15 protein-coding genes are annotated in these 10,574 nt (G+C 71.2%); 9 read left to right on the top strand and 6 right to left on the bottom strand.

Annotation, left to right across the window (positions count from 1 at the left end; all coding sequences use genetic code 11):
• Nucleotides 1-59: 59 nt before the first annotated feature.
• On the top strand, nucleotides 60-533 hold the full coding sequence (locus FNX44_RS17720; RefSeq protein WP_143649253.1) for a VOC family protein: 474 nt from the start codon (nucleotides 60-62) through the stop codon (nucleotides 531-533).
• 11 nt (nucleotides 534-544) lie between these two features.
• On the opposite strand, the gene FNX44_RS17725 is transcribed toward FNX44_RS17720, so the two are convergent.
• From FNX44_RS17725 to FNX44_RS17735, 3 genes are all read right to left on the bottom strand, one after another.
• On the bottom strand, nucleotides 545-934 hold the full coding sequence (locus FNX44_RS17725; protein WP_143649254.1) for a hypothetical protein: 390 nt from the start codon (nucleotides 932-934) through the stop codon (nucleotides 545-547).
• Nucleotides 935-1,019: 85 nt separating this feature from the next.
• The gene (locus tag FNX44_RS17730) at nucleotides 1,020-1,364 is read right to left on the bottom strand and encodes a DUF7848 domain-containing protein (RefSeq protein WP_323369465.1); all 345 of its coding nucleotides are present in this window, start codon (nucleotides 1,362-1,364) and stop codon (nucleotides 1,020-1,022) included.
• Complete coding sequence (locus FNX44_RS17735; RefSeq protein WP_143649255.1) at nucleotides 1,361-1,582, bottom strand: hypothetical protein; 222 nt, start codon at nucleotides 1,580-1,582, stop codon at nucleotides 1,361-1,363. The genes FNX44_RS17730 and FNX44_RS17735 overlap by 4 nt, the downstream gene beginning before the upstream one ends.
• 129 nt (nucleotides 1,583-1,711) lie before the next feature.
• On the opposite strand from FNX44_RS17735, the gene FNX44_RS17740 reads away from it, so the two are divergent.
• From FNX44_RS17740 to FNX44_RS17745, 3 genes are read left to right on the top strand one after another with little or no spacing between them, the layout of a single operon-like run.
• The gene (locus FNX44_RS17740) at nucleotides 1,712-2,665 is read left to right on the top strand and encodes a helix-turn-helix domain-containing protein (protein ID WP_143649256.1); all 954 of its coding nucleotides are present in this window, start codon (nucleotides 1,712-1,714) and stop codon (nucleotides 2,663-2,665) included.
• Nucleotides 2,619-2,759 (top strand): DUF397 domain-containing protein, encoded by a 141-nt coding sequence (locus FNX44_RS29005; RefSeq protein ID WP_323369468.1) that lies wholly within the window; start codon nucleotides 2,619-2,621, stop codon nucleotides 2,757-2,759. The genes FNX44_RS17740 and FNX44_RS29005 overlap by 47 nt, the downstream gene beginning before the upstream one ends.
• Nucleotides 2,760-2,768: 9 nt before the next feature.
• Nucleotides 2,769-3,641 (top strand): amidohydrolase family protein, encoded by an 873-nt coding sequence (locus tag FNX44_RS17745; protein WP_228449977.1) that lies wholly within the window; start codon nucleotides 2,769-2,771, stop codon nucleotides 3,639-3,641.
• Between the two features lie 34 nt (nucleotides 3,642-3,675).
• Here FNX44_RS17745 and FNX44_RS17750 read toward each other — a convergent pair whose 3' ends face one another.
• From FNX44_RS17750 to FNX44_RS17760, 3 genes are all read right to left on the bottom strand, one after another.
• A complete protein-coding gene (locus FNX44_RS17750; protein WP_153507409.1) occupies nucleotides 3,676-4,584 on the bottom strand; it encodes a proline iminopeptidase-family hydrolase in 909 nt (302 codons plus the stop codon).
• Nucleotides 4,585-4,989: 405 nt separating this feature from the next.
• On the bottom strand, nucleotides 4,990-5,199 hold the full coding sequence (locus tag FNX44_RS17755) for a hypothetical protein (RefSeq protein ID WP_143649258.1): 210 nt from the start codon (nucleotides 5,197-5,199) through the stop codon (nucleotides 4,990-4,992).
• Between the two features lie 15 nt (nucleotides 5,200-5,214).
• Nucleotides 5,215-5,805 carry a hypothetical protein gene (locus FNX44_RS17760; protein ID WP_143649259.1) on the bottom strand — a complete coding sequence of 197 codons (591 nt, stop codon included), beginning with the start codon at nucleotides 5,803-5,805 and terminating at the stop codon, nucleotides 5,215-5,217.
• Between the two features lie 244 nt (nucleotides 5,806-6,049).
• Between FNX44_RS17760 and FNX44_RS28105 the strand changes: the two genes are divergently transcribed.
• The 5 genes from FNX44_RS28105 to FNX44_RS17780 all read left to right on the top strand — a co-directional run bounded on the left by FNX44_RS28105 (nucleotide 6,050) and on the right by FNX44_RS17780 (nucleotide 10,477).
• Nucleotides 6,050-6,250 (top strand): hypothetical protein, encoded by a 201-nt coding sequence (locus tag FNX44_RS28105; protein ID WP_173019219.1) that lies wholly within the window; start codon nucleotides 6,050-6,052, stop codon nucleotides 6,248-6,250.
• Entirely contained in the window at nucleotides 6,247-6,492 is a 246-nt protein-coding gene (locus FNX44_RS17765) for a hypothetical protein (protein WP_143649260.1), read from the top strand. Before FNX44_RS28105 ends, FNX44_RS17765 begins: the two co-directional genes overlap by 4 nt.
• Before the next feature lie 125 nt (nucleotides 6,493-6,617).
• A complete protein-coding gene (locus FNX44_RS17770) occupies nucleotides 6,618-7,730 on the top strand; it encodes a SagB/ThcOx family dehydrogenase (protein ID WP_143649261.1) in 1,113 nt (370 codons plus the stop codon).
• Between the two features lie 37 nt (nucleotides 7,731-7,767).
• Nucleotides 7,768-9,048: an MFS transporter gene (locus FNX44_RS17775; protein ID WP_143649262.1), complete on the top strand. Its 1,281-nt coding sequence runs from the start codon at nucleotides 7,768-7,770 to the stop codon at nucleotides 9,046-9,048.
• 250 nt (nucleotides 9,049-9,298) lie between these two features.
• Nucleotides 9,299-10,477 (top strand): methyltransferase domain-containing protein, encoded by a 1,179-nt coding sequence (locus FNX44_RS17780; protein ID WP_323369467.1) that lies wholly within the window; start codon nucleotides 9,299-9,301, stop codon nucleotides 10,475-10,477.
• Nucleotides 10,478-10,574 lie beyond the last annotated feature (97 nt).

Genomic DNA, 10,574 nt, shown 5'->3' on the forward strand with positions numbered 1-10,574 from the left:
GCCCACCACCACGCACACCGCCACGCCCGTTTCCGCCCCCCCGAGCTAGCGTGTGCCGCATGAGCCCATCACTGCGTGCCGTCGAGATCGAATGCGCAGAACCACTCGAACTCGCGAAGTTCTGGAGCGCCGCGCTGGGAGGAGAGATCAGCCCAGCCGCCGACGGCGTACACATCGCCGACGAGCAGACCGGCCACCCGTCCCTGTACCTGACGGAGGCGAGAAGCGGGGAGCGCCCCCGCAGCCGCACTCGCATCTGGCTGAACCCGGTACGCGGAACGCTCGACGACGAGGTCGCACGACTCACGGCGCTGGGCGCGGTGGTCGTCGAGAGAAGGTGGACGATGGAAACCTTCCGTCTCGGTTACGTGATCATGACCGACCCGGACGGCAACGAGTTCTGCGTGGAGTCGAGCGACGCGGAGAGGCAGGTCGCGGAGCGCAGGTTCGCTGACGAGTCCGACGACCTCGCCGACCTGGAGCCACCGCCGGACGGGAAGTCCACGACGGGTTTCGCGGGGATCGACGTCTGAGCCTGGCGGGGTCAGCCCTTGGCGCAGACCTTTGTCAGCTCGGCGCCGGCGTCGCGCAGGGGCGCGAGATCTGGCGCGCGCCCCTGGTCCACCGCGTCGCGTACGTCCTGCGCGGCGTCGGCAAGCTTCTTGCCGGCCTTGGCGAGGTCCGCGTCGCCGGAGTAGCGCTGGACGTTGTCGACTTCCTTGTCCAGGCCGTCAAGTACCTCGTTCGGGTCACCCGACGCCGGGTCGCGGACGGTCCGCTCAAGTTCGTCGATCAGCTTCGCGGTCGCCACCGCGAGCTTGCCGCAGCCGACCGCCCGGTCCCGCACCTCCTCGGCCTGCGCGCACCCACCCACCAGCAGCACCGCCACCACGGCGACGACCACCCGACCCGCACCCCGCCCGCGTATCAACACGCGCCCCGCTCCCGTCGTTTGTCGTGTCCCCGTCCTCGCCCAGTCTCCCCGAGGAGGGCGGCGGGCACGCGCCGGTTGCGCGCTCTCACAGCCACGTGCCGGGGACGGCGCGGTAAGGGCGGGTGATGTGTTCGCGGTAGGTCAGGTGCTCGGGTTCCTGCTTGAGGTGGGCGGGAATCCAGCGGGCGGCGGCGGCCGTGTCCGACTCCGTCGGACCGCTCGCCTCGCAGACCGCGCAGCTCATCGTGAACGTCACCGGTTCCGCGTCCGGCTCCGTGTCGGGCTCGACGCGGTACTCGCGGAAGCGGTACACCGCCCGTGGCACGTTTCGCGTCCTCCGTTCCAGATGGTCCCGTACGGCGAGTGACAGCCGTTCGACGCGGTCGGCGATCGTGTCGCCGCCGTCCGGCTCCTGCGCGGCGGCGCTCACCGCGCCGACCAGCGGCGCAAGGCGTGCAGCAGCACGCGGAGTTCGTCGGTCCCGAGTTCGGCGCCGGCACGGAAGCCGGGCGACGGCACAACCGGTGGCGGCGCGTCGCACCACGCCATGCCGTGCGCGGCGAGCGTCGGCACGAGGCAGAGCTTCACGTGGTCGACGACCCGCCGCACGTCCCGCTCCCCGCCTCCGTCAACTCGGGTGATCAGCATATGTACCCCAATTTCAGAATTACTCGTACGATGCGGGATTACTGTCCGCACTTACAGCGTTGCCCTGAGGAGTGGGCGGGGCAACATCAATCGCGTGCCAGAACCGCCTGTCACAGAGGGGGCACCTCAATGAGCCGACGCGACCAGCGACGACCCGAGCCGGCGGCCACCGCCGCCGGCATGTTCGGCGAAGTACTGCGCCACTGGCGCGAGCTGTGCGGTATGACGCAGGACCAGTTGGCGAGACGCATCCCGTGCGACCGCTCGCTGATCGCCCGGATCGAGGCCGGGACGCGCGTCCCGCAGGACGGCTTCCCGGCCAAGTGCGACAAGATCCTGAAGACGGGCGGCCTGCTGGCCCGCCTGTGGCGCCGCATCAACTGGTACGAGCAGGTCGAGCATCCCGACTGGTTCCGCCGCCGAGCCGAGATGGACGCGGAGGCGGTCGCGTTGCGCGAGTACGGCACGCAGGTCATCCCCGGCCTGCTCCAGACCGAGGAGTACGCCCGGGTCATCTTCACCGTCCCCGATGCGGACGACGACACCGTCGAGGAACGCGTACGCGCACGACTCAGCCGTCAGCAGCGCTTCCTCTGCCCCGACGGCCCGCTGCTCATGGCGGTGCTCGACGAGAGCGCGCTGCGCACGGTGATCGGAGGTCCGGCCGTGATGCGCGACCAGTGCGCCCACCTGCTGGCCCTCGGCAGGCAACCCAACATCCGCATCCAGATCGCGGCCGCGAACAGGCCCGGCCTCAGGCGGCCGGACGCCTCGATGTCCTTGATCACGCTGCCCGACAACGAGATGTGGGTGTACTCCGAGTCACTGGACCGTGGACACTTCAGCAGCGATCCACAACTGCTCGCCAGGCACTGGCAGACATATGATGTGCTCAGGGCGGACGCCCTCTCAGCCGACGACTCCGCCAAGCTGATCAGCGACGCACTGGAGGGGTACTCCCATGATGGCGAAGCACCGGGCCGACGCGACGCGTTGGATCAAGTCCAGCTACAGCGGAAGCAACGGCGGCAACTGCATCGAGTACGCCCCCGCTACCCCCGGCAACGCCGTCCCCGTACGTGACAGCAAGCGGCCACACGGGCCGCTCCTCGCCGTCCCGCGCCCCGCGTGGACCGACTTCGTCGGTGCCGTTCGGCGTGGCGAACTCGGGGGCTGAGGAGTCGCCTTGGACGAGCGTGCGGCGGTTGTCGGGTTCTGGCGCGGGCTGCGCCTCCCGGGGCTCGTCGACGTGCACACGCACTTCATGCCGGACCAGGTGCTGCGGAAGGTGTGGCAGTACTTCGACGCGGCCGGCCCGCTCACCGGCCGGCCGTGGCCCATCACCTACCGCACCGCCGAGGACGAGCGGTTGGAGACGCTGCGCAGCTTCGGCGTACGCGCGTTCACCTCGATGCTGTACCCGCACAAGCCGGCGATGGCCGCGTGGCTGAACTCGTGGTCCGCCGACTTCGCCGCCCGCACGCCGGACTGCCTGCACACGGCGACGTTCTTCCCGGAGGAGTCCGCGCCCGCATACGTCCACCGCGCGCTGGAGGCGGGGGCGCGGGTGTTCAAGTCACACCTTCAGGTGGGTGCCTACGACCCGAACGACCCGCTGCTGGACGACGTGTGGGGGCTGCTGGCGGAGGCCGGTGCGCCGATCGTCATCCACTGCGGGTCCGGGCCGGTGCCCGGCAAGCACACCGGACCCGAGCCGACCGCCCGGCTGCTCTCCCGGCACCCCCGGCTCCGCCTGATCGTCGCCCACATGGGCACCCCGGAGTACCGGGACTTCCTGGACCTCGCCGAGCGGTACGACGGTGTCCGCCTGGACACGACGATGGTGTTCACGGACTTCTCCGAGCGGGACGCGCCCTTCCCCCGCGAGGAGCTGCCGCGCCTGCGCGCGATGGGCGACCGCATCCTCTTCGGCTCCGACTTCCCGAACATCCCCTACCCCTATCTCCACGCCCTCGACTCCCTGACCCGCCTCGACCTCGGCGACGACTGGCTCCGCGCCGTCTGCCACGACAACGCCGCCGAGCTCTTCGATCTGTGAACCGCCACCCCAAGCGGGGCTTCGCCCCGAGGGGTTACGGGCCTGGGGTCGTGGGGCCCGTGGGGCCTGTGGGGAGCGTTGCGAGGAATTCGGCGACGGTTCGGGCGAAGCGGTCGGGTTCCTCCAGGTGGGACATGTGGCCGCTGTCGGCGAAGGTGACCCGGCGGGCGTCGGGGAGCCCGTCGCGTAGTTCGTCCTGGAGCGGCGCCGTCAGCTCGTCGTGCGCGCCCGAGACGATCAGCGTCGGCACCCGGACGTCGCCGAGCCGGTCGCTGACGTCCCAGTCGGCAAGGGTGCCGGTGCAGGTGATCTCGGAGGGTCCCCAGAGGGTCTGGTAGACGTCGAAGCCGAAGCCCTGCCGGTTGAGTTCGGCGGGCCACGGGTCGAGGCGGCAGAAGTGGCGGTGCAGGAAGGTCTGGACGGCGCGTTGGTAGTCCAGGCCTTCGAACGCCGAGGTCTGCTCCGCGTGGGCGATGGCCTGGCGGTCCGCCTCGGGGAGGTCGGCGGCGAGCCGCCGCAGTTCGCGGCTGGTGTGCGGGACGCTTGCGGAGGAGCTGTACAGGACCAGGCCGCGTACGCCGCGCGCGCCGCGCAGCAGGTGTTCCAGGGCCAGCCAGCCGCCCCAGGAGTGGCCGAGCAGGTCGACCGTGTCCAGGTCGAGCCGCTGCCGTACCTGGTCGAGCTCGTGCAGGAACAGTTCGACCGTCCAGCCGTCGGCCGGGCGCTCCCGGGTGGAGTGCCCGGTGCCCAGCGGGTCGTAGCGGACCACGTGCCGCTCCCGGGACAGCCGCTCCGCGAGCGGGGTGAGGTAGTGGCTGGAGGCGCCGGGGCCGCCCGGCAGCAGCAGAAGCGGTACGCCGCCGCTGCCGCGTCGCTCCCACCAGGTGCGGTGGCCGTCCCAGTGGATCACGCCGTGGTCGGTGCCGCCGGTGTCCGTCGCCACGTACCGCCGCCTCCTCGGACTCGCCGCGCGGGGGTCGATCTCCCGGCTCCGACGCTATACCGGGGAGCCCGGGGCGGCGGCGCCGCACGCGCCCGGCCGGATGGACCACACCTCCGAATGAGTGACGGGTCCTCCGGTCGGCGTCGGCTACTTCTTGGTCACGGTGTAGATGATGCCGCCGATGCTGACGGCGACGATGACGGCAAAGGCGACGGTGAAGAACGAGATGGCCATGGGATCCCCCTGGTCTGTGCGTATGTTGGCGTGGTGTGGGACGGTCCCGCCGTGGGGTTTGGTGCCGGGCCGGGGGCGTGCGGTGGATCACAGGGCCGGTTGCCCGAGCCCGTGATGCCCCGCGCTGCGGGCGCGGGGCATCACGGGTCGTATGACTCGGCAGACGTCGTGTCAGTCCTTGTGGCGGCGGCGACGGTAGCGCCGGGAGACCCACAGGCCCACGAACAGGCCCGGGACCGCGAACCACGCGAGGTTCACCGTCGCTTCCTCCCCGCCGAGGGAGAGGAAGCAGAGCAGGGCCAGGAGGACGGTGGTGGCGACGGCCGCGAGGACGCCCACCGCGACCTCGCCCCACCACTCACGGGTGCTGCTGTATGTCATGTTCACTACCGTCGGCTACTTGGTGATGAAGTGGCACTGAACGGCGGTGCGCTTGCCGTTGACGAACAGCTGGGCGCACGCCTTCCCGTACTTCGGCAGCGTATGCGCTCCGATCTTGTACGTGGGGACCGTGCCCGTGGTGCACTTGTTGTTCAGCGGACCACGCTTGATCTTGTAGGTCTTCCCCGAGGTGTCCGCGTAGTGGAACTCGAGCCGGGTGTTGCAGAAGCGCGCGCCCAGCGCCGCGGGGCCGACGCAGTCGACGCCGGCGATCTGGCGGTCGACCTTCTTGCCGGACCCCTTGATCGAGTGGGTCAGGAAGCACCCGCTCGGAACCTTGATCGTCAGGCCCCCGTGGCTGTAGCTGAACACGCCGATGGCGCTGGATCCGGCGGCCGACCTGGGCATAAGACCCTCCGGCGCCCTGACGAGCTCCTCGTCCTCCGGCGTCACCCGCTCCCCCGCCACGTCTTCCACGACCACGTCGTCGGCGAGGTCGAGGCCCGTGTAGTCGGAGGGAACGTCGACGGCCTGCGCCGAGGTCCCCATGGTGAGTACGGCGGCAGCGGATATGCCTGCCGCGAGAAGGGCGGTGCCCTTACGCATCTGGATCCCCCTGGATTTGTGCGTATTACTGGTCAGGGAGGACGTTATCTCAGGTCAAACAGGACCCTCGCCTTGGATTCGCTGACGAAGACCGGACCGCAGCTTGGACTCGCAGGCTTCCCCTCGCGTCGCACCATCCGTCGCGATCCCGAACAGCCCTGACCCGAAGGGAGGTTGCGCGAAACCGCCCGACACCCACCACGCCGACCGACGGGACCCGACCTCGAGCCGCCAGGTCCGGCACATGACGCAGATCACGCAAAAACGCGGGAGCGAGGTGGGTGAAAGTGGACATGAATATGTCTTCATATTCTCCGGCCCCGCGCATGGGCGGATATTATCCAGCGACACGATCGAGAATTTGTCGACGCCCTGTCGAGAATTCTCGCAGTCGGTTTTCGGCAACCGGCCGAAACACTTGAACGTCACGACCGGACCGCTGTGACCTGCGGCGATGGCGCTCAACTCCAGCTCGGGAGGGGCGCATTCGCGCCACAGTTGGCGGCATTGATTGCCTCGTCCACCGAACGGCGCCTAACGTTCTTTCCACGTCCGGAAATCGCGGCGGCCGACCACCGTTCGCCCGGGCGCAACCCCGCTGAGACGTTTCAGGAGGTGACCGACATGGCTCTGGACATCAAGATCGTCGAGGACGGCAAGAAGCTGCTGCACCACCCGAGCGTCTGACATCGGCGTTAGGTGCGTGTGAGTCGACGTCCGGTCGTGAGCGTGGCACGGCCGGACGTCGCGCGTGTCGGGCATGGCATGGCATCGCCGACCGTGGCGGTCCGGTCGAGGAGGGGCGGAGCGGAATGCGGGTTCGTCGTCGTGAGGAACTGGTGTGCCGGTGGCGCGCGGACGGCCTGGAGGCCGGCGTGCCCGACCGGCGGCAGTGGATACAGCTCTCACCCGATCTGGTGAAACTGCTGGAGCAGGCCGGCGACGGCGTGGAACTCGACGAGCTGGCGGCCGCGTTCGGCGCGGAGCACGAGCCGGACGTGCGCAAGGCGGTCGACGCCCTGCTCGACCTCGGCGTGCTGGTGCGGGACGACACACAGGAGACGCCGGTCCGACGGCCCGAACTGTGGGAGCGCTGGGGCGCCGTCGCGGAACGCTTCCACACCGAGACCCGCGACGCCGACTACCTCGTCGACTCACCCGAACGAGCGGACGTCGCCGCCGAGATCGTCGAGGAGGGCGGCGCGCCGAACGTCTTCAAGGAGTACCCGGACCGGCCGGTCGTGCCGCTTCCGCGCAAGCTGGTCCCGTTGTCCGCCTCCGTCGAGGAGACGTTCGCGGCCCGCCGCACCCATCGGGCGTTCACCGGGCAGCCGGTCGGCCTGGACGCCTTCAGCACACTGCTCTTCCACACCTTCGCGCCTCACCGCTTTGTCCACGGCGGGCAGTTCGGCACGCAGCAGTGCCGGGTCAGCGCGTCGGCCGGCGGCCGACACGAGGTGGAGGCGTACGTCGTCGTCCACGACGTGGTCGGCGTGGCGCCCGGGCTGTACCACTACGCGCCGTCCCGGCACGCGCTGGAACTGCTGGACGGCGCCGCCGACCGCGAGCGCGTCGCCGCGCTCTCCTACCGCCAGGAACCGTCCTACCAAGGGGCGTTCACCGTCCTGACCACCGCCGTCGCCAACCGGCTGGCCTGGAAGTACCGGCACCCGCGTGCGTACCGCCTCTGGATGTACGACGCCGGGCACTACGCGCAGACGTTCGCGCTCGCCGCGACGGCGCTGGGGCTCGGCCCCTTCCAGACGGTCGCGTTCGCGGACAGCGAGGTGGAACGCTTCCTCGGGGTGGACCCGGCGGAGGAGTTCGCCGTCTACCTGCTGTCCGCCGGCGTGCCGGACGGCGCCGCCGGCGACCCGCCGCTGCCCTCCGACTTCACCTTCCCCCCACCGACCCACCTGGCCTGAGACCTCCCCGCTCGGCCCCCGCGCAGAGAGCCACACCTTGAGCGACAAGGACAGCACCACCCCGACCACCGGCGGCCCGGCCGCCGCCCGGCCCGGCCTGCGCGGTCATCCGCGCTTCCTGCGGCTGTGGGCCAGCCTCGCCAGCGGCGCCGTCGGCGACCAGGTGCTGCCGGTGGCGCTCAGCCTGTACGTGCTGCGGGAGGGCGGCGGTGCCGCCGACGTCGGACTGGTGCTGGGCGGGCGGGCGGTGGCGCTGGTCGTCTGCCTGCTGGTGGGCGGCGCGATCGCCGACCGGGTGCGGCGCTCGCGCGTACTGATCGGCGCGGACGCCTTCCGGGCCGTGCTGCTGCTGTTGGTGGCGCTGTCGCTGAGCGCGCTGCCGCTGGCCGCGCTGCCGCTGGTCACCGCGCTGGTCGGGGCCGCCGAGGCACTGTCCCGCCCGGCCTCCCGTTCCCTCGTGCCGAAGCTGCTGCCGCAGGACCTGCTGGAACGCGGCAACGCGCTCGTCTCCGCCGCGCAGCGCGGCTCTGCCGTGCTGGGCGCGCTGGTCGGCGCGACGGCCGTGACCCTGGTCGGGGTGCGGCCGGCGCTGCTCGCGACCAGCGCGGTGTTCGCGCTCGGCGCGCTGGTGATGCTGCGGCTCGACGACGCCGCGCCGAGCCGCGCCGGACGCAAGGCGGTGCTGGCCGACGCCGCCGACGGCATGCGGGCGGTCCGCGAACGGCCGTGGGTGATGGCCGTGATGGGCACGGTCTGCCTCCAGCTCTTCGCCGGTACCGCGCCCGCGCTGACGCTGCTGCCGCTGGTCGCCAGGGAGGACTTCGGCGGCGAGTTCGCCTACGGCGTCGTACTGGCGGCGATGGGACTCGGCGCGCTGCCGGCCATCGTGCTGGCCGGCCGCTGGCGGCCGAAGGCCCGCGGCCGGGTGTCGATGCTGGTGCTGACCTGCTACGCGCTGGTGCCGCTGAGCCTGGCCGTGCCGTTCCCGCTGCCGGTGGTGGTGCTGTGCTTCGCGCTGGGCGGCTTCGCGGTGGAGATCTACTTCGTCTACTGGATCTCCGCGCTGCAACGCGCCTTCCCCGACACGGTGCTGGGGAAGGTCTTCGCGCTCGACCAGTTGGGCGCGTACGCGCTGCTACCGGTGGGCTTCGTGCTCGTCGGCCCGCTGGTGGCGCTGGTCGGCGCGACGACCACGCTGGTGGCCGGCGCCGCCCTCGTCGCCGCCTCCAGCCTGTTCTGCCTCCTGATCCCCGGCGTCGCCCACTTCCAGAACCCCACCCCCCACCCCGAGGACCACACCCGACAACCGGCCGCCTGACGCGGTCGGCGGAGCACTCCGATTACCGAAGGTCGACGCTGGGTAACGGATAGTTTGGGGAGGCGCGGGCGCTCGCAGTGGCGGCCCGTTCGCGACAGACCGCACTGGGGGTTCGGACCGTGATCGATCCACGCTGCCGGAACGTGGACGAGGGAGACGGCGGGGACAAGGTCCCCGGCCGGCCCTGGACGCCGCCACCGCCGCCACCGCCCGACGGCGACATGCCCGAGGGCGACGGGAAGCACAGGAAGTGACGTCGGACCGCGACCGGCGCGGCGGTGCCTGCGACGAGTTGGTGCGGTCGCTGCTGGTGTCCGGCGACCTGGACGCGGCGTGGGCGGAGTCGTTCCGGGCCGTGCCGCGTTCGCTCTTCCTGCCTGACCTCTTCTGGACCCACGACATGGCGACCGGGCGGAACGCCGCCGTGGACCGGGAGGACGTCGACGCGTGGGAGCGGGCGGCGTGTTCGAACATTCCGCTGGTCACGCAGTGGGACGACGGGCGGCACAGCGGCACCGCACCGGGTGCGGTCCCGACCAGCTCGTCCAGCATGCCGTCGGTCGTGGCGGCCATGCTCCGGGACCTCGACGTGCGCGAGGGAACACGGGTGTTGGAGGTCGGCACCGGTACCGGGTGGAACGCCGCGCTGCTCGCACACCGGCTGGGCGCGTCGAACGTCGTGAGCGTGGAGATCGACGGTGCGGTGGTGGAGTCGGCCCGCACGGCGTTGAAGGCGGCCGGGCTGGACGCCGAGGTCGTGCACGCGGACGGCCGGGACGGCTGGGCGCCGGGCGCGCCCTACGACCGGGTCGTCGTCACGGCCGGAGTGCGGGAGTTCTCACCGCACTGGCTACGGCAGGCCCGTCCCGGCGGCGTCGTGCTGGCGCCGTGGGGTACGCACTACAGCGATCAGGACGCGCTGGTCCGGCTCACCGTGGCCGAGGACGGGCACGCGCGCGGGCCGTTCCTCCGCATGGTCGAGTTCATGAAGTTGCGGGCGCAGCGGCTCGACTGGAACCGCTTCCGCGAGTACGTCCCGTCGTTCCCCGGTGACGCCGACGTCTCCGCCGGCTCGCTGGCCCTCGCCGACCTCGGCGACCGCTACCGGGCGGCGCGCTTCGTGGCCGGGCTCGGCGTGCCGGACTGCGCCCATGTGGTCAACCCGACCGGCGACGGCACGGGGCGGGTGTGGTTCTTCGACCTGGCCAGCCGGTCCTGGGCGGCGGCGGAGTTCCGGGAGCCCGGCGCGCCCGCGCTGGTGTACCAGTCGGGGCCGCGCCGGTTGTGGGCGGAGGTGGAGCGGGTGTTGACGTGGTGGGCCGAGGTCGGCCGTCCCGGCGTCGACCGGTTCGGGCTGACCGTCGCTCCGGACGGCGCCACGCACGCGTGGTTGGACGACCCGGCGACCGGGCCGCTCGCCTTCGGGTGAGCACGGTGGGGACCGCGTCCGTCCGGCTCGCTCCGGAGTTGTCAGACGAGGGCGGCGCGGAGGTGGAGGGTGGTGTGTGTCTCTTATACGCATCTGA

The organism is Streptomyces alkaliterrae (genome assembly GCF_007097205.2).
Lineage (GTDB): Bacteria > Actinomycetota > Actinomycetes > Streptomycetales > Streptomycetaceae > Streptomyces > Streptomyces alkaliterrae.

Coding starts and splice junctions, on each gene's coding strand:
- FNX44_RS17770 (WP_143649261.1), top strand. CDS start 6,618: ATGCGGGTTCGTCGTCGTGAGGAACTGGTGTGCCGGTGGCGCGCGGAC.
- FNX44_RS28105 (WP_173019219.1), top strand. CDS start 6,050: ATGACGCAGATCACGCAAAAACGCGGGAGCGAGGTGGGTGAAAGTGGA.
- FNX44_RS17720 (WP_143649253.1), top strand. CDS start 60: ATGAGCCCATCACTGCGTGCCGTCGAGATCGAATGCGCAGAACCACTC.
- FNX44_RS17755 (WP_143649258.1), bottom strand. CDS start 5,199: ATGACATACAGCAGCACCCGTGAGTGGTGGGGCGAGGTCGCGGTGGGC.
- FNX44_RS17740 (WP_143649256.1), top strand. CDS start 1,712: ATGAGCCGACGCGACCAGCGACGACCCGAGCCGGCGGCCACCGCCGCC.
- FNX44_RS17735 (WP_143649255.1), bottom strand. CDS start 1,582: ATGCTGATCACCCGAGTTGACGGAGGCGGGGAGCGGGACGTGCGGCGG.
- FNX44_RS17760 (WP_143649259.1), bottom strand. CDS start 5,805: ATGCGTAAGGGCACCGCCCTTCTCGCGGCAGGCATATCCGCTGCCGCC.